The following is a 25,935-nucleotide window of genomic DNA, read 5'->3' as shown; positions in this document are numbered from 1 at the left end:
CAACGGTCTGGGTTGCATGCTTAAACGCGTAGACAGAACTACAGGAGGAAATAGCACAATCCCATGTGGATCCTTTCCACTGACTATTATATCTCAGGAACCACACAATATCGAAACAAGATCCCAAACGCCCTCCGCTCGTTCAAGAATCACGAGCTGCGCGGAGCTCCGCTCCTTGCCTTGGCGAGCAAAGCTCGCTTTAACAAAAGGGAAACATTGTGTTGCTTAAAGCTTTTATTGATGAATGTTATTTATTTTATTTTCAAAGAACCAGAATGTTTGCATCAGAGATGATGCTTATAAATATATTTTACGAGGAGGAAAAAGTATGAACCAATTTGATCAAATAATCGACCGTAGACAAACACACAGTGTTAAATGGGATACCTTAGAAGCTACCTATCATAGCAAAGGTCTATTACCAATGTGGGTCGCCGATATGGATTTTCAAGCACCAGAAGCCGTTCAAACTGCTTTTCAAAATTTTTTAAATCAAGGTGTTTTTGGTTATACAATTACCCCAGATTCTTTATATGATGCCATTATTTCCTGGCAAAAACAGCGTCATCACTTCGATGTAAAAAAAGAAGAAATCTTACTAAATAGCGGTGTGGTCCCTAGTATTGCTTTAAGTGTGCAAGCTTATACGAATCCAGGAGACGCCGTATTAATTCATGATCCTGTTTATCCGCCTTTTGCTCAAGTTGTCAAAGAAAATCATCGTAAGGTTGTTCGCAGTCAATTATATACTGATGATAAATTTGTTATGAATTTTGCGGAAATGGAACGTTTGATTCAAGAAGAAAATGTGAAACTCTTTATCCTATGTAATCCGCATAATCCAGGAGGCCGAGTATGGAGTAAAGAAGAACTTCAACATATTGGTAACCTTTGTAAAAAATATCATGTGACCATCGTCAGCGATGAAATCCATCAAGATATTGTTTATCAACCTGAAACATTTACAACTTTTCAAAATGCTGATCCTTCATTTAAGGACTTTTCTATTGTATTAACAGCTGCAACTAAAACATTTAACTTAGCAGGAATTAAAAATTCGATGGTTTTTATTAAAAATTCTGAGTTAAAACAAGCGTTTGAAAAAGTTCAAAAACAAAATCATCAAAATGATATCAATACGTTTGGTATCATCGGAACCCAAGCGGCTTATAAAGGAGGAAAAGAGTGGTTAGATGAACTGTTGGAATATTTAAAAGAAAATATTAACTATGCATATAATTTTTTCCAAAAAGAACTTCCGAATATAAAAGTCCGCAAGCCAGAAGCGACTTATCTGATGTGGCTTGATTTTTCTGCCTATCATCTCTCCGATAAACAGTTAGAAGATAAACTCATACAAGAAGCAAAAGTAGTACTAAACCCTGGTATTTCCTATGGAGAAAAAGGCACACAACATATGCGTATTAATATTGCTTGTCCACGAGATACACTAAAAGAAGGACTACAAAGAATTGCAAAAGCTTTTCAATGATGAAGTTAAAAGACGTATAACATTCACCATAAGATGGGTTGGTTATACGTCTAATTTTTATTCTTTTATGTCAATCGTATGAATAACAACATTATTTACTGGTTGATCTTGATCTGTGGTTGAAACATTTTCGATTGTATTTAACACGTTCCACCCAGCAATGACCTGTCCAAAAACAGTATGACGAAAATCAAGCCAAGGCGCGCCGCCATTTGTATATGCTGTAATAATTTCATCAGGATACCCAGCCTCTTGCATTTGTGCTTGCATATTCACTGGTAAATTGTGATTGGTAACAATAAAAAATTGACTACCATTTGTATCCGGGCCCGCATTTGCCATAGACAAAGCTCCTCGTAGGTTAAATAATTCCGCGCTAAATTCATCCGTAAAGGTATCCCCATAGATGCTTTTCCCACCAGTCCCCGTACCTGTAGGGTCTCCGCCCTGTATCATAAAATTGGGAATCACACGATGAAAAATGACCTCATCATAATATTGTTGTTTAGCTAATTCGACAAAATTTTTCACCGTTTTAGGCGCTTTTTCGTCAAAAAGTTGCAAGTTAATGGCCCCATAGTTAGTTTGGATCACTGCTTGTGTCCCTTGCTCATTTTTTAAATTCAATTGTGGAAATTCAGACAAAACGTTCCCTCCTCTAAAATTTTCTTATTTTTTTATCATAGCAGATTATAATAAAAATGCCATACACACATTTCTTTGTTATAATAGATTTAACTGCGATAAAAAATCCAGTAAGTCTAGATGAAGGAGCCGCAAAATGAATGTATATGATATCACAATTGTAGGTGCTGGTCCTGTGGGAATGTTTGCTGCTTTTTATGCCGGTATGCGTAACGCGAAAACAAAAATCATTGATACCTTACCACAATTAGGTGGACAATTAGCCACTTTATATCCAGAAAAATATATTTATGATATTCCGGGTTTTCCTAAAGTTAAAGCAGACGAATTGGCACAAAATTTAGAAAAACAGCTCACTATGTTTAATCATCGGTATTGTTTAGAAGAAGAAGTTATAAAGCTTGATTACCAAGATGACCTTATTGAAATTATTACAAACCAACAGACTCACTATTCAAAAGCTGTGATTTTAGCTTTAGGGAATGGCTCGTTTCAACCTCGAAAACTCCGCCTAGAGCAGGCAGAGGCTTTCGAAAACAACGGCATCGATTATTTTATTTCTGACCTTATGAAGTACGCTGGAAAGAAAGTTGCGGTAGCTGGAGGTGGAGATTCAGCCGTCGATTGGGCGTTAATGTTAGAACCAATTGCAAAAGAAGTCTCTTTAATTCACCGGCGATCCAATTTTCGGGCACATGAACACAGCATCGAACAATTGAAAAATTCTTCTGTCCAAATCTTAACGCCTTATATGATTCGAGGCGTCTCAGGAGATCAAAGTTTAGAATCTTTGCATTTGCAAGTTGCCAAAAGTGAAGAAACAGCCGATTTAAATGTGGACTATCTTATTGTAAATTATGGCTTTACCACCAATTTAAATTTAAAAGACTGGCAAATTAATAGTAGTCGACAAGGTATCTTTGTGCAATCTGATATGAAAAGTTCAAAAGATGGGGTCTATTGTTGTGGTGATATTACCCAGTATAACGGCAAAGTTGATCTTATTGCTACAGGTTTTGGAGAAGCACCTACTGCGGTAAATAACGCCCTTCATTATATTGATCCAAAAAATCGAACACAACCTATGCATTCAACTAGTCTCTTTCAACAAACGTAATTAACTAGGGAGGTTCAAATTTGGTATTAGAAACAAAAACGTTAGAAGAAAAAGCACGCGGATTATTAAAAGAACGGGGAGTTTCTGTCGTAGATATTGCTAAACTCGTCATGTATTTACAAAAGGATTACATTCCAGGATTAACTTTAGAGGACTGTATCGAAAGCGTTGATTCCGTCCTATCAAAAAGAGAAGTTCACAACACCATTTTAACTGGTATTCAATTAGATGTCCTAGCAGAAGAAGACCAACTTCTTCAACCGTTACAAGATATTGTCGCTAAAGATGAAGGACTCTATGGGATCGATGAAATATTAGCTTTATCCATTATCAATGTCTATGGGTCTATTGGTTTTACCAATTACGGCTATATTGATAAAGTTAAACCAGGGATTTTACAAATGTTAAACGATCATAATGGACCACGCGTTCATACCTTTTTAGATGATATCGTTGGAGCGATTGCTGCTTCTGGTGCTAGTCGTCTAGCTCATCAATATCCAGATAAAGCAGATGGTCTAACAGGTTAAAAAGTTGGACTTGACCAATTAAAAAAAGCATTCTACAATATTTTTATGAATGAATCGTACAGATAACACGTTATAAATATGTGTCGAAAAAGAGGCGGTTTCTATTGATTTAGAAGCAGTCTCTTTTTTAATGAAGTTTATTAAAGGAGGACAATAATGGAAAAAACCAAACTTCATCTCTTACCGGCTGTTTTAGCCGCAGGAATTATGTCATTTTCTGGAGTATTAATTGAAACAGCGATGAACGTGACTTTTCCTACTCTTATTACAGAATTTCATATTTCTACTTCAACCGTTCAATGGGTAACGACTATCTATTTATTAGTTATTTCAATTATGGTTCCTTTTTCGAACTATTTAATAAAAAATTTTTCTATCCGCAGTTTATTTATCATTGCCAATCTTTTTTTCATCGGTGGACTTATTATTGATTTTATTTCTCCCACATTTTTCATATTACTTTTGGGACGTTTCTTACAAGGTATTAGTACAGGAATCGCTTTGCCTTTGATGTTTCATATTATTTTAACTTTTACCCCATTGGCAAAACGGGGCGGTATGATGGGACTTGGCACACTTACCACGTCCATTGCACCTGCGATTGGTCCAACTTATGGAGGCATGTTGACATCAATCCTTTCTTGGCATTATATCTTTTTATTTTTAATTCCTATTTTATGTCTTTCTCTGGCGCTTGGATTGTATGCTATTCCTTCCATAAAAATAGCAAAAAGCAGTGCGCTTGATATCATTGGACTTTTGGGTATTGGATTGTTATTTAGCGGCTTGTTAGTATTTTTAAATCAAATAGGAACACTTAAAAGTCTTCTTCCATTACTCATCGGTATTATTGGTTTATTTATCTTCTTACACCAAGCTGCTAAAGCAAAAGAACCTTTAGTCAATATTGGCGTACTCAAAAACAAGGTTTTCGTCCTATTTTTATGTGGTTTTCTCGTTTGTCAATTTTTACTTTTAGGGATTTCATTTATATTACCTAACTTTGTACAAATTGTCGCCGGCCAAAATGCATTTGTAGCTGGGCTGCTTATGCTACCAGGAGCTGCGATTGGTGCGATTCTTGCGCCGATTTCAGGTCGAGTATTAGACAAATATGGCGCTAAAAGGCCTATCTTATTAGGACTAACCTTGGCAGCCATTGGTTGGCTAGCATTAACCATTTTATTAAATCAGCCTTATTTACTTAGTTTAGTCGCAGGACATGTTTTTTATATGTTTGGTATTGGTTTTTCCTATAGTAACATGATGACAAGCGGGATGAATCTTTTGTCTCAAGAAGAATACGGCGATGGAAACACGCTTTTTAACACTTTACAACAATTTTCTGGGGCAGCAGCTACCGCAATTGTAGCTAGCGTAATCAACCTTTTTCAAGAAAGCAGCGATAATTACTTAACAGGGACCACTTTGGGTTCACAAGTTGCGATGGTTATTTTGCTCGTTTTACTTATTCTTATTATGATTGCTTGCTTACGCCATTTCCGAACACGTAAATAATATAAGCGATGCTTTATGAAATTTCATAAGGCATCGCTTTTTATTTTACGTTATTTGAAAGCCCCTGATTTGTTTTTAACAGACGGAAAATAAAATAGGGGGCTCCCACAATCGCTACAATAATTCCTGCTGCCATTTCTCCATTACTTAAGATCACGCGTCCTAAAATATCACTATATAATAAAAGTAAAGCACCAAAAAAAGCGGCCATGAGCAACGATTGACTCTTTTGCCGATGAATAATATTTTTCGCTAAATGTGGAGCAATCAAGCCAAGAAAACTAATACTCCCAACCACCGCTACGCTTATTGCAGCTAAAATAATAGCGATTATTAAGAAAAAAAGTTGTACTTTTTTAAGCGGCAAGCCTAAACTGATCGCTTCTTCATCGCCAAGTGACATAACTTCTAAACTTTTTCCTTGCCATAAAACAAGTGGAAGGAAAAAGCATAAAAAAGGTAAAATCATAAGGACATGTTGCCAAGTCGTGCCCCAAATAGTCCCAGATAGCCAAGTGGTCACGAAGCGATAACTATCTTGGGATACGTTAACCGTACTAATTAGTGTCAATGCCGAAAGACCTGCGTTAACTGCCACTCCAGATAGTAATAGTCGGTTGGGGACAAATTTTTGCTCGTGTTTTCCACAAAAATAAACCAAAAAAGCTGCTAAAAAGCTCCCGCTAGAAGCGATGAATGGTAATAAGCTATTGGAGGATTCTGTTGTAAAAAAACCAAGGTAAAGTAAAACCGTCAAACCAGCGCCAGCGTTAATCCCTAAAATACCTGGTTCGGCCAGATCGTTATGCGTAACTGCTTGAAACAAATAGCCTGAAATAGCTAAACCAGTACCAGCCAAAATAGCAATCAACGTACGAGGAAAGCGGAAATGAAAGACAAGTAACTGTTGAGTCGGCGAGCCTCTTCCAATAATAATTGTTCCGATTTCTTCTATTGATAAAGAATTTGCTCCTATTGTTAAGCTTAGTACCATACCCGCAATAAGGAAAAAAATAAGTAATGCCCACACCTTTGTTCTCATATATTCCCCCTTCTAATTTGTAATAAAAGCAACGGAACACCTATTAAAGTGACAATAACACCCACTGGAGTTTCTAAAGGGGGAGCAATCAAACGAGAGAGCACGTCTGCAACAACAAAAAAGAAAGCCCCAAATAAAACAGTAGCTGGAATCACCCAACGATAATCATGTCCTACAAAAAAACGCACAATATGTGGAATAATCAAACCCAAGAAACTAATCGCTCCTACTAAAGAAACTGCTGTTCCTGCCAGAAGTAAGACACAAAACATACTCAGCTGACGAATCCGTTGGGGATTTTTCCCCAAAGAAATAGCAGCTTCATCGCCTATACTCAATAAAGTTATTTGATTACGCAATAACCAAGCCCCCATAATACCTAAAGTCATCACTGGAACAGCGATTTGAATCTGCGGCCAAGTAACATTGGCGCTACCACCCACAAACCAAAAGGTGATCTCCTGATTAAGATTAAACAACAGACGAATACTTTGGCTCAAAGCGGTAAAAAAAGACCCAATAGCGGCTCCTAATAACACCATATGTATAGAAGAACGAACAAAAATTATGCGACTAGAAGCAATATAAATAATAGCTAATGCTATTGCTGCTCCAGTAAATGAAGCAAACATCGTCATCGCTGGCGTGGGGTTTGTAAAAGCAAAAACTAAAGCCAGACCTAACCCAGCACCTGCGTTAATGCCCAAAAGTCCAGAGTCGGCTAGCGGGTTATGCGTAATTCCTTGCATTAATGCCCCTGAAACAGCAAAAGCAGCACCGATAAATAAGCTTGCAATTGTTCGTGGCAGACGTAAATAATAAATCAATTGCTGAGTTTGATTGTTCCCACCCAATTGCAGTAATGCATGATAAATTTCGCGCCAAGAATTATCACTAGCCCCATACCTTAATGAACTGACAGAAGCTAATACTAATAAAACAACGATAAAAAGAAAAAATATTTTTTTCTTCATACTCAATTCCTCGCTAAATCATAAGAAATAATGACGGGCTTATGGTTTTTTTCCGAAAAGATAACTTCTGGCTGAATATCGAATAATTCAAAAAGATGTTTAGGAGTAAATACTTCTTCAGGTGTTCCCATTAATAAAGGTTCACTTTGTTTTATTCCCAAAATATAGTCAGAAAATTGAGCCGCATGATTTAGATCATGAATTGTCATTAAAATCGTTTTTCCTTGTCGGTTAATTTCTTCTAATAGATAAAGAATTTCTAATTGATGAGCTGGATCTAAAAAAGAAATAGGTTCATCTAAAAGTAAAATTTCAGTATCTTGTGCCAACGCCATGGCAAGCCATACACGTTGCTGCTGTCCACCCGATAAAGAGTGCAGGTTTCGTTGTTTTAAATCTAGCAATCCAGTAACTTCCAAAGCCCACTGAACCCATTTATAATCTTCCTTTTGTAAGCTAGCAAATCCCTTTTGATATGGGAAGCGTCCATAGCTAACAATTTCTTCGACATTTAACCCTTCCACTTGATTATTTTTTTGCGCTAAAACAGCGATTTTTTGCGCTACATATTTTGTATTTAAGTGATGAATATCTTTACCATTTAATTGAACGCTTCCACTTTTAGGTGATAACATTCGTGCTAAAGTCTTTAGTAACGTTGTTTTTCCGCTACCGTTTGGACCGATCAAACTTGTGATTTTATTCTCAGGAATTTCAAGTGTTAAGTTATTTAAAACATTCTTTTTTTCATACCCGCACGAAAGATGCTTTGTCGCTAATTGTGCCATAGCATTTATTCCTTTCTTAATGATAATCATTCTCAATTATCCCTTTTTCTTTGATCAGCGTCAACCTCTTGTCGAAAACTTTGTTAAGTTTCAAACATGTATTGACTTCTATCATTCCTTTTGTAATAATTTAATTGAGAATGGTTATCAACTAGCATAAGGAGATTCATATGACAAATAAATTCCTAACGGGCGCACTCGGATGTCTAAGCCTTGTTGTTTTAAGCGCTTGTGAAAGTTCGAACTCAGAAGAGCTAACGACAAATACCCGCACACTGTCCGACGCACAAAATCATAGTGTAGCTGTCCCTGAAAACCCACAAAGAATCATTGCTCCTTACTTAGAAGATTATTTAATAGCTCTAGATGAAAAACCTGTAGCACAATGGACAGTAGGAGAAGGCGAAGTGCAAGATTATTTGCAAGAAGAGCTAGAAGAAACGCCACTAATTAATTTTGACTTGCCTTATGAAGATGTTTTAAATTATGAGCCTGACTTATTACTTATTGAATCTAACGCTATGGTTGAAGATGGCAAATATGAAGAATATGAAAAAATAGCACCCACCTATGTCGTTGAAAATGGGGTAGATGTTTCTTGGGAAGAAAGACTTGAAGACATCGGGCAAGTATTTGATAAACAAGAACAAGCACAAAGTGTTGAAAAAGAGTACCAAAATACCGTTGAAAAAACAAAAGAAGAATTACAAGAGGACATTGCTCAAAAATCAGCAGCGGTGATTTGGGTAACCAATAATTCTGTCTTCATGGTCTCTGAAGATCGCTCGAGTGGACGTTTATTATATGAGGATTTGGGTTTTGAAGTTCCCAATTTAACTCAAGAAATTTCAGAAGATGCCACAGCAGATTGGTCGCAAGTCTCATTAGAAAGCCTCACCGACTTAGACGCCGACTATCTTTTTTTAGTGAATAGTGATGAAGCAGCCGATATGTTTGATGATCCCTTATGGGAAAATATCCCTGCTGTAAAAAATGAACAATTGTTTGAACTTGGCCCAGAAAGTAGCTGGTTATACAATGGACCGATTGCTTATGCCCAAATGCTCGAAGATATCAAAGAAGCAATACAATAGTTTAAAACCATTGATGCATATTACATCAATGGTTTTTTATTAATATATAAATTCTTTCATTTTTGCCTTAAAAAAAATTAGATTAAGCACGTAAGCTTTGAAGACTAGTGTGCTAAAGAGAAATTAAGCACGTTAGTTTTGCGTTTCTATGGGGTTATAGATCCTTTATCCCACTACTTTTGTCTTCTTATGTGCTTATTTAGTAGAAATCTCGATCAAACGTTAGTTTAACCACATAAGTTTTCGAAACTAACGAGCTTAAAGGTAGCTAAGCACATTGTTTTTGCATTCCCATGGGCTTATAGTCCTTTAATCCCACTACTTTTGTCTTCTTATGTGCTTATAACTTTTTAAAACACACTTATATTAAAAATCTGATTTATAAGCGTTAACCGCTTGTCGAACTGTTCGAATACGCTCCTGATAACTATTAGCATCCCCGCCTTGAAATAAGGCCGATGTGCCCAGCACAAAGATATCCGGCATAACTTCTTTCATCCAAGAAATGGTTTGTGTATTAATATTGCCGTCTACTTCAATTAACGGATGCAAGTTTCTTTGAGCTAAAATATTTTTTAATTCACACAATTTTTCCAACGTTTCTTTACGAAAAGCCTGTCCAGCAAATCCAGTAGGAACAGTCATGAGTAAAATCTGATCCACTTCGGCAAGATAAGGCAAAATATCTTCTATTGGCGTTGCTGGATTTAACGCCAGTGAAGGTTTAATCCCATAATTTTTCAAACGATGGATTAAAAGAATTGGGTTAGCAGCAGCTTCAATATGAAAGGAAATCGTTTCTGGTTTTAAAAAGCGAAACATTTCCACGTATTTTTCCGGCATTTCAGTCGCTAAATGAATATCAAACGGCAAAGACGTTTGCTTTTTTACACTTGCCATCCATTCGGGACCTAAAGCTAAATTGTCAACAAATACGCCATCCATCACATCTAAATGTAGTAAGTCACAGTCTGTTTTTTCCAAACGTTCTAACTCCGTTTGTACATTTAACATATCTGCACACATAATAGAAGCAGCGATCTTTTCCAAAGATTTTTTCATCTCCTTTAATAAATGCCCTCTAGTTATTTGCTTTTTTAGCTAAAGTTATTTTCAAACTATAAACAGCACCAATGATCCCTGCGTCATTACCAAATTGAGCAGGAACAATTTTCGGAAAACCCATGTCGACAAGTGCGCTGTGCTCTTCTTGTAATTGTTGGTAAGCTAGTTGTAAATCATTTAAAAATGTTTTATTCGCACTAATCCCGCCCCCAACAACGACAAGTTCAGGGTCAAAAGAAACAGCAACATTTAAAATTCCCTGTGCTAACTTTCGATGGAATTTTGCTAATACGGTTTGAGCTAAGTATTCTCCATCTTCTGCTCGCTTATAAATGACACGCGCATCGTTTATCTTTTCTCCTGATTTTAAATTATAAATCCTTAATAAACCGCCGACTGTAGCTGCTTGAAGATTCATCGTACTCAAATTCAAATCATCTTGATTATCATCTAAAAGCATCCAGCCGAATTCACCAGAACGAGCATGTGCGCCCCGATAAATTTCATTATTTACAACTAAGCACCCACCAATCCCTGTTCCGATAACTAAACTAATATAATTGGCAACGTCCTGAGCCACTCCGCCCCATTTTTCCGCAATCGAAGCTGCATTGGCGTCATTTTCCACATGAACGAACAAATCCGTTCGTTTCCCAATCTCTTCTTTAATATTAATGCCATAAAGGGCCTTAATAGCGCCAGCTGTCGTCAAATAACCATTTTCTTCTACTATGCCAGGTACAGAAAGACCGACAGCTTCTATCTCATACTTTTGTTGATAATTACCAATAGTTTGCGCAATATCATCTAAAATCGTTGTTTTATCTTTAGGCGTAGAAAAACTTTCTTTGTCTTGGATAACACCTGATTCATCCAACAATCCTATCTTAATTGAACTACCACCAATATCAACGCCTACATAATAATGCAATTTATCCTCTCCTACATTTCGTACCGTTTGAACGAATCACTTCATTTTACCAACTAAAACATAAACAGTCTCATTTCTTTTATTGTAATAGATATCTGTTCGAGATGCCACTGTAAAAGATTCTTTCCAACATATTAACGTGGGTTTCATTTATGCTAAAATGAATAGACTAACGTTCTGTTTTTATTTTCAGGACATTTCTCTTTCTTTATTATAAGACTTTATTGTCTGGACTTTACTTTTATCCAAGGAGACGTTTTAAAAAATGGATATACAAAAAATTACTACTTTTTTAGACTTAGTAGAAACAAAAAATTACTCTAAAACGACTGAACGTCTTTATACCACGCAAGGAAACATTTCTAAACAAATTATAGCTTTAGAAAAAGAACTAGAGACAACACTATTTCTTCGTAAACATCGCCAGGTTGAGTTAACAGAGGAAGCTCGTTTAATTTTGCCTTATATTCAAACAATACACACACAATACCAAAGCCTTTTACATTCTCTTAAAGATTATAAACAACAAAAAGCGGCCACTTTATACGTGCTCACTATCCCCACCATGGCAAATTATTGGGCCTTTGATCAGTTAACCACATTTATGAAGCAACATCCTGAATTTGATATTCAATTAAAAGAAGGAGAAGGAAACGAACTAGTTCCTTTTCTTGATACAGGAGAAAATCATTTCATCTTTGTCAGAACCTTTCAAAAAGAACAACAGCTGGACACTTTAGTCACAGAAAAAGACCACTTTGTTGCTGTTTTAAGCAAGAATCACCCTTTAGCCCAACGCGAAAGTATCCATTTATCTGAATTACAACAAGAAGAGTTTTTAATGTTAAGTAAAGAAACAAAAACCTACCAGCCAATCCTAGATCTTTGTCATAAAGCGGGATTTACGCCTGATATTACTTTTGAAACATCTAGGATTGAACTGCTATTAAATATGGTAGCCAGCGAATTAGGCGTATCTCTTGTTATGGAAAAAACAATTGATAGTCGTTGGAAAAACGAACTGGCTGTTGTCCCCCTTACGCCGAATAAAACGAGTTATTTAGCTTTTATCCGTGGAAAAGAAAAAGGTAATCTAGCTGCCGATACCTTTTGGCAATTTTTAAAAGAACAATTCAATCATTCCAAGTTGGAATAAGCAGGATGGAAAATTGAATTGCTCCGATATCTTTTAAGGACTATGCTAGTCATAAAGGAGCGATACGAATGAATGAACAACCTTATGACTTACGTAAAGTCCTAGAAGAATTAAAACAACTCCCTGGGCAATACCATGAAACAGATAAAGCCATCGATCCTGAAGCAGAGCTATCTGGTGTTTATCGTTATATTGGTGCAGGTGGCACTGTAATGCGCCCCACCCAAGAAGGCCCCGCCATGACTTTTAATAATATTAAGGGATTTCCTAATACACGTGTTTCTATTGGAACAATGGCAAGTCGCAAACGTGTGGGAGAAATCCTACATCATGATTACAAAACTTTAGGAAAACTACTTTATGAATCAGTAGAACATCCAGTTAAACCTGTGACAATCGATCAAAAAGAGGCTCCTGCTCAAGAAGTCGTTCACCGTACTACAGATGATGATTTCGATATCCGCAAAATTCTCCCAGCACCTACGAATACGCCAGAAGATGCCGGTCCTTATATTACTATGGGTGTTGTACTAGGCTCTGATCCGGATAAGACAATGACTGATGTGACAATACACCGTATGGTTTTGGAAGGTAAAGACACTATTGGTATGTATATTATGCCTGGTGGACGGCACATTGGCCATTTTCAAAAACAATTCGAAGCACAAGATAAACCTATGCCGATTACTATAAATGTAGGCCTGGACCCAGCGATTGCGATCGGTACTACCTTTGAACCACCTACCACGCCACTTGGCTATAATGAACTATGGGTTGCAGGCGCTCTACGTAATGAACCAGTACAATTAGTTAATGCTACTTCGGTAAACGAAGTCGGAATTGCTCGTAGCGAGTTTATTATTGAAGCCGAAATTTTGCCTAATCAAACCATGCAAGAAGATATCAACACTAATACTGGCAAAGCAATGCCTGAATTTCCTGGCTATAATGGTAATGCTAATCCTGCCGTCAATGTAGTCAAAGTAAAAGCTATTACCCATCGGAAAGACCGTCCCATCATGCAAACGACAATCGGCCCTAGCGAAGAGCACGTTTCTATGGCAGGAATCCCCACAGAAGCAAGTATCATTGGATTGGTTGATAAAGCTATCCCAGGGAAGGTTTTAAATGTATATAATCCGCCTGCTGGTGGTGGAAAATTAATGACCATTATGCAAATAAAAAAAGAAAATGAAGCTGACGAAGGAATTCAACGACAAGCAGCTGTTTTAGCTTTATCTGCTTTTAAAGAGTTAAAAACAGTAATCCTAGTTGATGAAGATGTGGATATTTTTGATATGAATGATGTCATGTGGACGTTAAATACACGTTTTCAAGGAGATAAAGATGTTGTCGTACTTCCAGGAATGCGCAATCACCCACTTGATCCATCAGAACGTCCAGAATATAATCCGGGAACGATTCGTTTCAAAGGGATGAGTGCTAAAACGATCCTTGATGGTACGGTTCCCTTTGATATGAAAGATCAATTTCAACGTGCGCCTTTTAAAGACGTCCCAAACTGGCAAGATTATTTAAAAGATTTTGACAAAGGAAGCAAGAATGATGAGTAAAAGAAAAAAGCGAATTATTATAGGTATTACCGGTGCTTCCGGTACAGCGTATGCCATTGATTTAGCCAAACAATTGCAAAACGACCCAGGAGTTGAAACTCATGGTGTAATTAGTTCTTGGGCTAAGCAAAATCTAAAAATCGAATCTTTCCTATCATTACACGAACTAGAAAATCTATTTGACTATCATTATGCTTCAAACAATATGGGAGCCGCGATCGCCAGCGGTTCCTATATAGTGGATGCGATGGTCGTTGTCCCAGCTAGTATGAAAACTGTCTCAGCGATTGCTTACGGATTTGGTGATAATTTAATTGCACGTGCTGCTGACGTCATTTTAAAAGAACAAAAAAAGCTAATTATTGTTCCTAGAGAAACGCCGTTAAGCACCCTTCATTTAGAGAATTTGACGAAATTATCTAAAATGGGCGTTCAAATTATTCCACCAATTCCGGCATTCTATACACAGCCACAATCCATTGAAGATTTGATTACTCACCAAACGATGAAACTATTAGATGCTTTAGGCATCGAAAATCAGTTAGACCAGCGCTGGCAAGGAAATGATCGCCATGAGCATTAACTTTTTCCAAATTACGCAGGCAAATTTTACTATGAAATTGCGAGTAGAAGTCATTGGAAAAGATTTATTAGTAAGCATCATGGGCGGTGACTCTTTTCATATTGGAACAACTACTACCGTTACCAAAAATACAGCTGCCCAGACGATTCGCTTTCCTAGTCATGAGGGTCGTTTCCATAAAGACAATGTCTTAGCAGAAAATATCGCACGTATTATTCAACCGAATTTGCCAGGAAATTGCGTAATTACTGCAGGCGTTCACATTAACGATATTAAAAAAGAACAGATTGATGCTTCTTTTTTAATGGCTGAACAATTAGGAAAGAAATTACAAAATTGGCTAAAAGAAGCAAATTTTAACATAGCTGATCCCATTTATAAAAAGTAATATTGTATTGGTATAATTACGACATAGAAAACATCAACTTGTGTAGTATTTTTTAGGATCAAACAAACTCTCCTTATCGGTAAGGATAAGAGCAGTTTGTTTGATCCTATTTTTATAAACTATTTCTTTACAAAAATGTTAGCGTCTCAAAGACAAACATTCATTGGGATTTTCTAAGCTAAAGTGAAATTCCTATTGAAAATCACTTGATATAAAACATAAAATGAAAGTATAAGTTCGTCTTTTAATTAATAGTAAGGAATTTATCCTTGCTGTTCCCAATTTTATACAAAGGAGCGAGAACACGTGAATCAAAATGATCAGTTACCAGAAGTCGACGAGAAACTTCCCTTAAGACAAAACTTGCTTTTAGGCTTACAGCATACGGTGATTGCTGTTTTAGCCGCTATCCCTGTCCCTTTATTAATAGCTACCAATGTCGGTTTATCTCCAGAACAAACCCGTTTTTTTATTAATGCGGTCATTTTTGGCGCTGGCCTTTCTAGTTTATTAATGGCCTTAAATATTGTTCCTAAAACTAGCCCCAAAATTCCGATGGTTATGGGTGCAAATTTTGCTGTAGTGCCTATTGCAAGTACGACATTAAATGACGCTCCTAACATTGAAACAGGATTTCAAATCGTTGCTGGCTCGACAATGATTGTTGCTATTCTTTGTTTTTTAGCTGCTCCTTTTTGGATTAAACTACAGCGTTTCTTTCCACCTGTTGTTGTCGGCACAAATTTAATTGTCCTTGGTGTTTCTTTATTACCAAATACCTTTCATTGGTTAATGGGGGATAATGCTTATGAACTAACGGAAAGTATTGATCATGAAACATTATTAATGGCCCTAGCAATATTTGTTTTTCATGTCATTATCAGTAAGTATTTTAAAGGCTTATTAGGAAACTTAACCATTCTCATTTCTCTTATTTTTGGTACGTTATTAGCGTTATCTCTAGGTATGGTTGATTTTTCCCCAGTACAAGAAGCTCCTTGGTTTGGCTTAAATTTACCTTTTCATTATGGGCTTCCTAAATTTGATTTAACAGCTACATTCTCCTTTTTAATAGCCATTATTTTAGGTATGGTTGAAATTTCCGGTACAGCGATGGGCATCCATAATATTGTCGATAAAGAAATGACAAAAGGACAATTTCGAAGGGTATTACAATCTTTGGGGATTACTACATTTGTATCGGGTTTATTTAACGGCGTACAACCAACAGCTTTTGTACAAAATGTTGGTATTTTAGACCTGTCCAAAGTAAAAAGTCGTTTTGCTATTGCGACTGCTGGTTTCATGCTTGTTTTCATCGGCTTTATTCCAAAATTTTCTGCTTTAATTTCGGCTACCCCAGATCCAGTATTAGGCGGATTAGGCTTCGCTATTTTTGGTATTATTATTGGCAGTGGGATTAATATTTTGAAACAAGTAAATTTTGAAGGAAACCAAAATATGTTGATTATCGGATTGAGCGTGGGTGTTTGTATGTTGCCTTCTGTTTATCCAAACTTCTACGCTAACTTTCCTGCCATTGTGCAAAATATTTTTGGCAGTGGTATTTTAGCAGGTTCTTTAACAGCCATTATATTGAACCTATTTTTCAATTTTAAAGAAATAAAAAATAACACGAAGTAATAATTGAAGTTACAGATCGTTTTCTGATAAAAAAATAGCAATCTATCATCCGAAAATGCCATTTGGATGATAGATTGCTATTTTACTATTTATTTTCATTAAAATTGCTTCTCATCAATCTCACGAAAGTCTGTTACGACCTTATCTGCCCAAGACAAGTCTTGCTTTGGATAACCCGGATTGGCAAATCCAATGCAATACATACCGGCAGCTTTAGCAGCACGTGATCCGTTTTTCGTATCTTCGATCACAACGCAATTATCAGGAACAGCGCCAAGTAAATCTGCCGTATGTAAAAAAACATCAGGCTCCGGTTTTGAATGAACGACTTCTTCCGCGCTAACAGCTTGACTAAAATAAGCGTCCAATCCTAATTCCCGCAAATTATAAATGATTTCTTCTTTACGCGAAGCAGAGGCTACCCCTAATTTAAAACCAGCTTGATACAAGCGCTTGATCAAATCTTTTACATTGGCGATCAGCTGCACACCATCTTTTTGAATAATTTCTTCACGGCGCCTATTCATTTCCATAACATATTCATTTACTGCTTTGGGCAAATCAAATTCATCTTTCATGCCTTGCCACATAAAATTAGGGGTTGTCCCCATAAATTGATAATGATAACTATCAGGAACATCATGCCCTTCTTCATGAAGGATATCTGATTTTGAGTTAAAATAAGTATACTCAGAATCAACGATTACGCCGTCCATATCAAATATAAAAGTATTCATAATTTCTCCTAGAGTTCGTAGATTTTTGTTATATCAGAAATTTGCTTAATACATATTTTATCATCTAGTATAAAAAATTTCATAGGTATTTTTTATTAATTACCTACTATAAAAAAGTATGCAAAGCTTTCACACCTTATATACTTTTACTTAAACTTTTTTATATCATTTCTTCGAAACTTCGTGTCCACCGAATTGATTACGTAAAGAAGCAACGACTTTTTCGCCATATTTTTCTTCATCAACACTAGCGTATCTAGTTAATAAAGCTTGTGTAATTACAGGAGCGGATAACTCTTGCCGTAACATTTCTTCAGCAGTCCACTTACCTTCGCCTGAAGATGGAATCACGCCTTCGATATTCTTAAGGTCGGGATCTTCTTGTAATAAATCTTCAGTCAGACCCATCAGCCAACTGCGGATCACAGAGCCATTATTAAAGACTTTTGCAACACCAGCCAAATCATAGTCATACTCCCCATGATGAATGAGATTAAATCCTTCACCAATGGCTTGCATCATACCATATTCAATACCATTATGAATCATTTTTAAATAATGTCCACTACCGACTGGTCCACAATAAAAATAGCCATCTTTTACACAAAGAGCTTCAAATAAGGGGCGAATCTCTTCAAATTTTTCTGCATCGCCGCCGATCATCATACAAGCCCCTTCACGAGCACCAGAAGTACCACCAGAAGTACCTACGTCAAAGAAATAAACGCCTTGTTCTTTGGCTTTCTCACCATTTTTTTGGCTATCAGTAAATTTAGAATTTCCGCCATCAACTAAAATATCACCTTGGTTCATTGCCTGAACACAGGAAGAAACTTGGTTATTAGTAATTTCACCTGCTGGTAGCATGAGCCAAATAACTGAAGATTGTTCTTTATCTTCCATTAGCGCTTCAAAACTTGAATAAAATTGTCCACCATTTTCTTCAAATTCGTTTTTTATTCCACTATTTTGATCAAAACCAGAAACTTTATAACCATGATCTAACAAGTTATAAGCCAAATTTAATCCCATTTTTCCTAAACCAATAATACGAATATCCAACACTACATCTCCTCGAAAAATAAGTTCTTTATTTTTATAATTTCCCTTATTTACGATAGTACATAATGGCGGTTATTTCAATTCTTAGCCTAACGCAAATTTTTTAATCTGTTCTTAACAGCCCATATCATACTAAGGAGGCATCTTTATACAATAGTCAACAGTGCTGACAGTGAAGGTATTTGACAGTCGGCTTTACTTTGATCGATGTCATAGTCTTGTTTCAACGCGACAGTATAAAGTCCAGCAGCTTTTGCCGAGGCAATACCGACGAATGAATCTTCTACAGCCATCGCTCTACCTCCAAGTTTCTTGGCACTAATTTGATAAATCTCGGGATGAGGCTTGCTCTCTTGTAGTTCTTCCCCACTAATCAAAAAATCTATAAAAACTCCTAGACCACATTGCTCTACCATTTGCTCAATATCTTTTCTTTTTGAAGAAGAAGCAATAGCAATCTTTTTCCCCCTTTTTTTTAATTCTTGTATTACTCGTGGGGCTTCTGTCCTTAGTGCTTGTTGCAAATCAATTGGATTTTCTTGTCGAAATAGCACATATTCTCTTCTTAGCTCTTTTCGTAATTGTTCATCTTGAACTAATTTTTGCCAAGTATCTTCTTCTGTTGAGCCTACATAATCTTCTATATCTCTAGAAGCTGGCTCCATTTGGATCGAATCAAAATATTTCATACGACGATCAAAATAAAATCGTTCACTGTCGATTAATACGCCATCCATATCAAAAATAACGCTGTTATACATAACTTTTTCTCCTTTTAACCGTTGAGTAGTATTTTTTTGAAATCTTCGATGGTGGTTACTTCATCTAACTGTTTTGTTTTTTCCTCATCATTAATTAACTGTACAAGGTACTTCATAATATTAAGATGAGAGAATGAATCTACAGCAGATAAACAAAAAATGATTTTTACTGGGTCATTTTCGGTATTCCCAAAACGAACTGGATCTTTAACTGTAGCTACGCTTAAACCTAGTTTATTTGCTCCATCTTCTGGACGAGCATGTGCCAAAGCTAAATGCTTGCCAATCACAATATAAGGCTCAAAATCATTCACTGACTGAATCATCGCCTGTACATACTGTTGTGTGATAGTTTCGTCTTTAATTAATGGTTGAGAAACAATTTGAATTAGATCCTGCCAATCATTTGCGTCAGCTTGTAAAATAATGTGTTCATCTTCTAAAATGTCTTGAATCATAGGCTGCAACTCCCTCTTATTGACTGAAAATTGGTTTTTTTTAAATACATCAGTTAATTCTTCATAAGCTTCTTTGCTTACTTTTCCTACTTGTTTATCTACAACTTGTAATAGTGAGTGAAAAACATGAGTCATGTCTTGATAATTACTATTAATCCTGCGATGTTCTTTATTTTGCTGTAAAAAATCACGGATCAGTTCTTTACTATCTTCTTTTATTATTGGTTCTAAAACTAATAACGGTTTTTTTAATTCTCTTAGTGGCAGAGTAGAAAAAATCAAATCAACATCCAGTTTCTCAATTAATCCAATTTCGCGTGAACTTAGTACAGCTAGCACTTCAATATTGAATAGTTCTTTAAGATTTTCAGATAACAGTTTTCCTGTAGCCATTCCGTGGTTACAAATGACAACTGCACGATAATAATAAGTTACTTCTTGGTTAAGTTCACTTAACGAAGTAGAAAAATGTATCACTAAAAAGCTTAATTCATCCTGTGATATTTTTTTACCTGTTAATTGATTAATAATTGGTGCAAAACTTTGGACTGCACGATATATGACATCATAATTTTTTTGAATATTTTCTTTTAAAGGGTTAGCAAACTGTACATCATATCTAATACGGTTGAGCAACCCAGCAATATGTTGATACAGACCTTCTTGTAATGCTTCTTCTTTTCTACTAAAGGGAATATGTGTCTGTTTTTCAACATGCTGTATTAATTGTATAGACAATAATTGAGCTTGGACCCAGTCAATAGAAGTATTCATATCTTGCTGGTTAAGAGTTTCCAATATAAACGATAAATAACTAAATTCATTTAAAGCATCAGTAATACCAAAATGGCTAAAAACTGTTTCTACAAAGTTTTCGATTGATTCGCTAATATAAACGTTTCTTTTTAGCCAAGTTCGTGTCTCTATCTTTTTCTTGTTAAGGAAACGGGTAATACAAATACTAGTAAAAATAACTAAGTTCTTACGATAGTAATTATCTTCACTGGCAGAAATACATGAGTCATAGATACGATCAACTTCAGAAATCATATTTATAGGTATATAGTCAAAAATAATTTTTTGTTTTATCGATTGATTTTTATATTGCTCAGTTAATGATACAGAACCAATTGCTTTATTAACGATCGAGTAAATCATAGTACGGACGCTTTTTTCTTTTCCTTCTAAAATCAGTCCTTCTTTAGGAACACTTAAAACACGAATGCCATAGCCTTTTAATAACTCGCGAATTCGCCGCATGTCTTCATCTACAGTGCTTTTTGAAACTTGATATTCTTCTTCTTTATGAAATAAAAAAATTTTATCTTTACTTAAAGCAATCGCTAATATCAAATCCAGAATTCTTTCTTCTCGTCTTAAAACTTCATTTTTTTTATCTGCATCTAAAAGAACATACACTTGTTCTTTTTCCTTTCTATTAAGTTCTAACTTCATCCCCTTTCCTCTGAGTGAATGAACTAGCGGAAGTTTCTGTTGCTGTAAATAATCATTCACTTCGTTAATTTCATTTCTCATAGTACGAGCACTTAATTGAAATTGTTCACTAAGCGCTTTCATACTGATTGGAAATTCCGCAAAAACTAGCTCACTTAACAATCTAGCTGTTCGATCTTTCATATCACTCTCTCCTTGTATATATAAATTATAGGGGGAAACACAGATAAATGTTAGTAGAGATCTTTGCCACATTTTTTGGCAAAAAAGTAAGCGCTACAATTTATTTTAATAACAAAAATTTATTACTGTTATAAGCACATTATCTACACACAAAATAAAAAAGCCATCCCTATTATCAAAATAGAAATGACTTCATTAATTCCTTTTATTATCAGGTAGTTCGTATAAACTAAATAAAATTATCTTCGTGCTCTTAAAGCAGATAAAATCGAAACAGTGTCAACAACTTCTTGCAAAGCTGCACCAATTAGTGCTGGAATAACACCAGTTGCGGCGATTAACATTAAAGCTATACAAATAAAGATACCAATTAATACCGACTGTTGCGCCACTTTCATTGTATCTTGGGACAAGCGAACAGCTTCTGAAACGCGGCTGAGGTCATCTTTTAAAATAACAGCGTCTGCACTTTCACTTGCTGCGGTTGCACCATGAGCACCCATAGCAATTCCAATATCTGCCACCGCCAATGCGGGCGCGTCGTTGACGCCATCACCTACCATAATGACGGGACGATCTTTTTCTTCTAATTTTTTTAATATTTGAATTTTATCTTCCGGTAAACATTCCGGGTACGACTCTGAAATGTGTGTTTTTTCGGCTATTTGATTAGCAACATGGGCGTGATCGCCTGTTAACATGACGGTTTTAGCAATGTTTAAACGATGAAGTTGCTCTACAGTCGCTTTGGCTTCTGAACGTAAAATATCTTCAAAGGTAATATAACCAAGGTAACTTCCATTTAATGAAAAATAAACGGTCGTATCTTCCGTTAATTCAGTTGAGTTTACCTCTATAAATTTCGCATTGCCAACTCGTAATGTTTGTTGGTTGATAACAGCTTCAATTCCTTGTCCAGTAAATTCTTTTAGATGGGAAACAGGCAATAAAGTTAAGCGACGTTGTTTAGCTTCAGCCACTAACGAACGTGCTAAAATATGAGTAGATTCTTGCTCAGCACTAGCTACAAGTTGGAGTAAGTCGTTTTCGGAAAAACGTCCATCGTCAAATTGAATTGTATTGACTGCGAGTTCACCTTTTGTTAATGTACCCGTTTTATCAAAAGCGATTGTTCGTGCTTTAGCTAATTTTTCAATAGTAGTTCCAGTTTTTACTACAATGCCATTTCTACTAGAGCGACTCATCCCTGCTACCAAAGCAACTGGCGCTGCTAAAATTAGAGGACAAGGAGAAGCAACGACAAGGACTTCAGCAAAGCGCACCGGATCTTGTGACCATGCCCAAGCAATACCTCCTATTACATAAGCAACGATAGTAAATGGCACCGCGTAACGATCCGCTAATCTCACAAAATGCGCTGGTTTTTGTTCAGATTCTCTTACTAATTTGACTAAAGTTTGATACTGACTGTCATTTGCTTTTTTAGTTACTTTTATTTGTAAGGACGTATCTTTAATAATCGTCCCAGACATCAATGAATCGTTTACCGTTTTTTCAATGAGTTGTGATTCTCCTGTTAAAGAAGATTCATCGACAAAAGTATCTCCTTTAACTACTGTCCCATCAATCGGTACAACTTCTCCTGGCTTGATCAAAAGTAAATCTCCGATGGAAACCTCATCTACATTCAAATCTTCAATTTGTCCATCTTTGAGGCGATGAGCAATTTCTGGGGCATTTTCCAATAAGGAACGTAATTCGCGACTTGCTGAACGGCTTGCATAATCTTCTAAGCTATCCCCACCAGTTAACATAATCAATACAACCAAACTTGCCCAGTATTCGCCAACTAATAATGTAGCGATAATGGCTGTAATGGCTAATAAGTCCACGCCGTATTTACCTGAACGTAGAGTCTGAATCATACCAATAAACATTGAAACGGTCATGACACCGCCTGCTAAAGCAATAATAATAAAAGCGATTCTCGGCTGATTAAAACCAAACTCCGTTAATAACGCTATAATGCCAATAATGACAGTGATTGAAAATTTCTTAAAGCTACTCATTTCATTACCTCCATCTTAATTCAAATCAATTTTACTTCTTAGATACATTAATTGAAAATAAACGCATTTAATTGAGAATGATAATCATTAAACATGGGGTTATTTAGGAGCAGCTAATTATAATCGATTTAATTAATAGGCTTTAACTGTTCATTCACAATATATGGAAAAACAATAATAAAAGTTGCTTGCTAATCTCTATTTTGCAAGGCATCTATGAAACGACTCGCAATTTCTTTAGGACGAGTAATAGCCCCTCCCACCACGATACTTGTAACACCTAACTCCTGAACTTCTTTTGCTTGTTCTGGCGTATGGATGTTTCCTTCTGCAATAACCGAAAAATTGGCGTCTACGAGTTTCTTGATTAAAGGAATATCCGGCTTTTTGGCGTCTGCACTTTCTTCAGTGTATCCACTAAGCGTTGTCCCAACGAAGTCTACTCCAGCTTTTATTGCGTTCCTTCCTTCTTCAAAGGTAGAAATATCTGCCATCAATAACTGCTGGGGGTATTTGTTTTTGATTTCTTGAATAAATTCTTGGATCGTTTTACCATCGTAGCGTTCACGCAATGTACAATCAAGAGCAATTACCTCAACTCCTGTAGTTATTAGTTCATCAACTTCTTTCATCGTAGCTGTAATGAAAGGTTTCTGGGGTGGATAATCCTTTTTGATAATACCAATAATCGGCAAATCAACTTCTGCTTTAATTTCATTGATGTCTCGAACAGAGTTTGCTCGAATGGCGACTGCCCCTGCTTGCTTGGCTGCTAAAGCAAAAAGTGGCATAACTCCTCCATTTTTGCTATACATTGGTTCTCCTGGTAGAGCTTGACATGAAACGATCAGTCCATTCTTTACTGATGTAATAAATTTTTCTTTTTCCATCGTTGAGTATACCTCCAATTTTCTAAAGTGAAGAAACCTACTATTAAAATATAGCATACCATTTTATCCTGATAAAATTGCTTTAAATAAAGAATAAAATTAATCTTCCATATAATAGTACGATTGGAGGGCACATTTTGAAAGCTGCCCCAGCAATTATAAGTAATAAGAGAAAATTATCGTTCAACACGAATAATCTATAAAAAAACCTGCTCATCTTTAGAGATAAACAGGTTTTTAAACTATTTTTTATTTTCATCTACCAATTTGTCAAAGCTTTCTCGAACTTGCGGCACATTCAAACCAACAATAATTTGGAAATACTTCTTATTTCTAACCACACCATGTGCACCCCAAGCTTTAAAAGCATCATCATTTTTTACTTTATCTTCTTCTTTGACAGAAACACGAAGCCTAGTCGCACAATTGTTTACATTTTCTATATTTTCCGCACCACCGAACGCTTCTAAAAAGCCAAGTGCTTGGTCATGATAAAGTTCATCTTCGTGACCACTCTCTTGATTTTTCTCTTTATAATCAGCTTTTGTAAATAACGCTACTTCATCGTCTGCACGTCCTGGTGTTTTAAAGTCAAATTTCAAAATCAAAAAACGAAAGACAAAAAAGTAAACCAAAATGAAAGCCAGTCCGACGCCAACTTGAATTACATACGTTTGCCAGTGGTTAGCCGCCATAGGAATCCAATTTTTGGTGATAATTTCAATTAAACCACCACCCATATCGCCAACAACACCTAAAGCATAAGAAGTCGTCGCTAAAATAGCAGCCAACACTGCATGTACAAAAAATAATACTGGAGCAATAAATAAAAACGTATAATCAAACGGTTCGGTAATTCCTGCTAATACCGCTGTAATTACCCCAGGAACAATCAAGGCCAAGACTTTTTTCTTGTTTTCTTTTTTAGCTGTTGCGTAAAAAGCTAAAGCAATACCTGGAACACCAAATAAATTTGACAATCCTTGCAATGCAAAGCCGCCTTCAGGAAAAAGCGATTTTAAATTTTGCGATGACGAAGCAAACTCTCGCAAATGTTCCATCCAATAAAGTGTTGTTCCCCCTTCCACAACCGCAGGGCCAAATTGAAACGGTGCATAAATAAAGTGATGTAACCCTGTCGGTAGTAAGGCTTTTTCTAAGAAAATATAAGTAAATACGCCAAAATTGCCTGAACGTACCATAAACTCCTGTAAAGATTGAACACCTTGCTGAAAAATCGGCCAGACCCAAGAAAAAAGAAGAGCCATGACAAACATAACAAAAAATCCAATCATACCAATTAAAGCCGAACCTTGAAAAATTCCTAAATACTCAGGTAGTTGGGTATCAAAGAAACGATTATGCAAATAGATGACAATACCAGCAATAATAATAGAGCCGACAACACCGGTATCTAAGGTCTTTACACCACCAATCATCTTCAGCCCTTCACCAACAGGTTGGTCAAAGTCTACTCCAAAAGTAGAACCGAAATTTTCCAATATTTTTGACATAAAAGTATTAAATGTCATATAGAGCACAAAAGATTCTAAAGCTGCACGAGCATTGGCTTTTCTCGCTAACCCTAGAGGTAAACCGATCGCAAATAAAATTTCCATATTATTGAAAACAGTCCAGCCGCCTTCTTCAATAATTTCCCATGACTGATTCCAGAATGTCCCCTCTTCTGCGATATTTCCAACGATCGCTGGATCATTCACTACAGAGGCAATTGCAATAACAATTCCAGAAAAAACAAAAAACAAAACGGGCGTAAACATTGCGCCTCCAAAGCGTTGTATTTTTGCCATCATAATG

The 25,935-nt window shown here is 36.2% G+C and carries 23 protein-coding genes; 10 read left to right on the top strand and 13 right to left on the bottom strand.

The features are described 5' to 3' along the window. The first annotated feature begins 328 nt into the window (after nt 1-328). Nucleotides 329-1,492, top strand: a complete 1,164-nt coding sequence (locus G577_RS0102180) for a MalY/PatB family protein (RefSeq protein ID WP_028789755.1) — start codon at nt 329-331, stop codon at nt 1,490-1,492. Nucleotides 1,493-1,549: 57 nt separating this feature from the next. On the opposite strand, the gene G577_RS0102175 is transcribed toward G577_RS0102180, so the two are convergent. Then, nucleotides 1,550-2,137: a peptidylprolyl isomerase gene (locus tag G577_RS0102175; protein ID WP_028789754.1), complete on the bottom strand. Its 588-nt coding sequence runs from the start codon at nt 2,135-2,137 to the stop codon at nt 1,550-1,552. A 136-nt stretch (nt 2,138-2,273) separates the two neighbouring features. On the opposite strand from G577_RS0102175, the gene G577_RS0102170 reads away from it, so the two are divergent. The 3 genes from G577_RS0102170 (at nt 2,274) to G577_RS0102160 (ending at nt 5,302) form a co-directional block, all read left to right on the top strand. After that, nucleotides 2,274-3,254 (top strand): NAD(P)/FAD-dependent oxidoreductase, encoded by a 981-nt coding sequence (locus tag G577_RS0102170; protein WP_028789753.1) that lies wholly within the window; start codon nt 2,274-2,276, stop codon nt 3,252-3,254. A gap of 20 nt (nt 3,255-3,274) precedes the next feature. Next, the gene (locus tag G577_RS0102165) at nt 3,275-3,784 is read left to right on the top strand and encodes a phosphatidylglycerophosphatase A family protein (protein ID WP_028789752.1); all 510 of its coding nucleotides are present in this window, start codon (nt 3,275-3,277) and stop codon (nt 3,782-3,784) included. 156 nt (nt 3,785-3,940) lie between these two features. Continuing rightward, nucleotides 3,941-5,302 (top strand): MFS transporter, encoded by a 1,362-nt coding sequence (locus tag G577_RS0102160; RefSeq protein WP_028789751.1) that lies wholly within the window; start codon nt 3,941-3,943, stop codon nt 5,300-5,302. Between the two features lie 40 nt (nt 5,303-5,342). Here the strand turns inward: G577_RS0102160 and G577_RS0102155 are convergent, their stop codons facing one another. Genes G577_RS0102155 through G577_RS0102145 form a run of 3 tightly spaced genes read right to left on the bottom strand, consistent with a single transcriptional unit; the run spans nt 5,343 to nt 8,106 of the window. Next, on the bottom strand, nt 5,343-6,344 hold the full coding sequence (locus G577_RS0102155; protein ID WP_028789750.1) for a FecCD family ABC transporter permease: 1,002 nt from the start codon (nt 6,342-6,344) through the stop codon (nt 5,343-5,345). Further along, entirely contained in the window at nt 6,341-7,318 is a 978-nt protein-coding gene (locus tag G577_RS0102150) for a FecCD family ABC transporter permease (RefSeq protein WP_028789749.1), read from the bottom strand. The genes G577_RS0102155 and G577_RS0102150 overlap by 4 nt, the downstream gene beginning before the upstream one ends. 2 nt (nt 7,319-7,320) lie before the next feature. Further along, nucleotides 7,321-8,106, bottom strand: coding sequence for an ABC transporter ATP-binding protein (locus G577_RS0102145; RefSeq protein WP_028789748.1), 786 nt, complete (start codon nt 8,104-8,106; stop codon nt 7,321-7,323). Between the two features lie 170 nt (nt 8,107-8,276). On the opposite strand from G577_RS0102145, the gene G577_RS0102140 reads away from it, so the two are divergent. Further along, nucleotides 8,277-9,200: an ABC transporter substrate-binding protein gene (locus tag G577_RS0102140; protein ID WP_028789747.1), complete on the top strand. Its 924-nt coding sequence runs from the start codon at nt 8,277-8,279 to the stop codon at nt 9,198-9,200. A gap of 366 nt (nt 9,201-9,566) precedes the next feature. Here G577_RS0102140 and G577_RS0102135 read toward each other — a convergent pair whose 3' ends face one another. After that, nucleotides 9,567-10,262, bottom strand: a complete 696-nt coding sequence (locus G577_RS0102135) for a ribulose-phosphate 3-epimerase (protein ID WP_227874544.1) — start codon at nt 10,260-10,262, stop codon at nt 9,567-9,569. Nucleotides 10,263-10,281: 19 nt separating this feature from the next. After that, nucleotides 10,282-11,196 carry an ROK family protein gene (locus G577_RS0102130; RefSeq protein WP_028789745.1) on the bottom strand — a complete coding sequence of 305 codons (915 nt, stop codon included), beginning with the start codon at nt 11,194-11,196 and terminating at the stop codon, nt 10,282-10,284. A gap of 265 nt (nt 11,197-11,461) precedes the next feature. Here G577_RS0102130 and G577_RS0102125 point away from each other — a divergent pair, with 265 nt between their 5' ends. From G577_RS0102125 to G577_RS0102105, 5 genes are all read left to right on the top strand, one after another. After that, nucleotides 11,462-12,352 (top strand): LysR family transcriptional regulator, encoded by an 891-nt coding sequence (locus G577_RS0102125; protein WP_028789744.1) that lies wholly within the window; start codon nt 11,462-11,464, stop codon nt 12,350-12,352. A 68-nt stretch (nt 12,353-12,420) separates the two neighbouring features. After that, nucleotides 12,421-13,926 carry a UbiD family decarboxylase gene (locus G577_RS0102120; protein WP_028789743.1) on the top strand — a complete coding sequence of 502 codons (1,506 nt, stop codon included), beginning with the start codon at nt 12,421-12,423 and terminating at the stop codon, nt 13,924-13,926. After that, nucleotides 13,919-14,509, top strand: coding sequence for a UbiX family flavin prenyltransferase (locus tag G577_RS0102115; RefSeq protein WP_028789742.1), 591 nt, complete (start codon nt 13,919-13,921; stop codon nt 14,507-14,509). The genes G577_RS0102120 and G577_RS0102115 overlap by 8 nt, the downstream gene beginning before the upstream one ends. Beyond that, a complete protein-coding gene (lpdD, locus tag G577_RS0102110; RefSeq protein WP_155988473.1) occupies nt 14,499-14,897 on the top strand; it encodes a prenylated flavin chaperone LpdD in 399 nt (132 codons plus the stop codon). The genes G577_RS0102115 and lpdD overlap by 11 nt, the downstream gene beginning before the upstream one ends. 306 nt (nt 14,898-15,203) lie before the next feature. Next, nucleotides 15,204-16,541: a uracil-xanthine permease family protein gene (locus tag G577_RS0102105; protein ID WP_028789740.1), complete on the top strand. Its 1,338-nt coding sequence runs from the start codon at nt 15,204-15,206 to the stop codon at nt 16,539-16,541. 98 nt (nt 16,542-16,639) lie between these two features. Here the strand turns inward: G577_RS0102105 and G577_RS0102100 are convergent, their stop codons facing one another. From G577_RS0102100 to G577_RS0102065, 7 genes are all read right to left on the bottom strand, one after another. Then, a complete protein-coding gene (locus tag G577_RS0102100) occupies nt 16,640-17,278 on the bottom strand; it encodes an HAD family hydrolase (protein ID WP_038023961.1) in 639 nt (212 codons plus the stop codon). 165 nt (nt 17,279-17,443) lie between these two features. Continuing rightward, nucleotides 17,444-18,343, bottom strand: a complete 900-nt coding sequence (gene gnd / locus G577_RS0102095; RefSeq protein ID WP_331279486.1) for a phosphogluconate dehydrogenase (NAD(+)-dependent, decarboxylating) — start codon at nt 18,341-18,343, stop codon at nt 17,444-17,446. Nucleotides 18,344-18,486: 143 nt separating this feature from the next. Continuing rightward, the gene (locus G577_RS0102090) at nt 18,487-19,101 is read right to left on the bottom strand and encodes an HAD family hydrolase (RefSeq protein ID WP_028789737.1); all 615 of its coding nucleotides are present in this window, start codon (nt 19,099-19,101) and stop codon (nt 18,487-18,489) included. Between the two features lie 14 nt (nt 19,102-19,115). Then, the gene (locus tag G577_RS0102085) at nt 19,116-21,197 is read right to left on the bottom strand and encodes a BglG family transcription antiterminator (protein WP_028789736.1); all 2,082 of its coding nucleotides are present in this window, start codon (nt 21,195-21,197) and stop codon (nt 19,116-19,118) included. 239 nt (nt 21,198-21,436) lie between these two features. Continuing rightward, entirely contained in the window at nt 21,437-23,227 is a 1,791-nt protein-coding gene (locus G577_RS0102075) for a heavy metal translocating P-type ATPase (protein WP_028789735.1), read from the bottom strand. A gap of 191 nt (nt 23,228-23,418) precedes the next feature. Beyond that, complete coding sequence (locus G577_RS0102070; RefSeq protein ID WP_028789734.1) at nt 23,419-24,117, bottom strand: N-acetylmannosamine-6-phosphate 2-epimerase; 699 nt, start codon at nt 24,115-24,117, stop codon at nt 23,419-23,421. A 242-nt stretch (nt 24,118-24,359) separates the two neighbouring features. Beyond that, the gene (locus G577_RS0102065; protein WP_028789733.1) at nt 24,360-25,931 is read right to left on the bottom strand and encodes an alpha-glucoside-specific PTS transporter subunit IIBC; all 1,572 of its coding nucleotides are present in this window, start codon (nt 25,929-25,931) and stop codon (nt 24,360-24,362) included. Between the last annotated feature and the right edge of the window lie 4 nt (nt 25,932-25,935).

The sequence above is a fragment of the Tetragenococcus muriaticus DSM 15685 genome (assembly GCF_000423785.1).
Lineage (GTDB): Bacteria > Bacillota > Bacilli > Lactobacillales > Enterococcaceae > Tetragenococcus > Tetragenococcus muriaticus.
The sequence above is the reverse complement of the archived record's forward strand: the minus strand, read 5'-3'. Positions and strand labels throughout refer to the sequence as shown.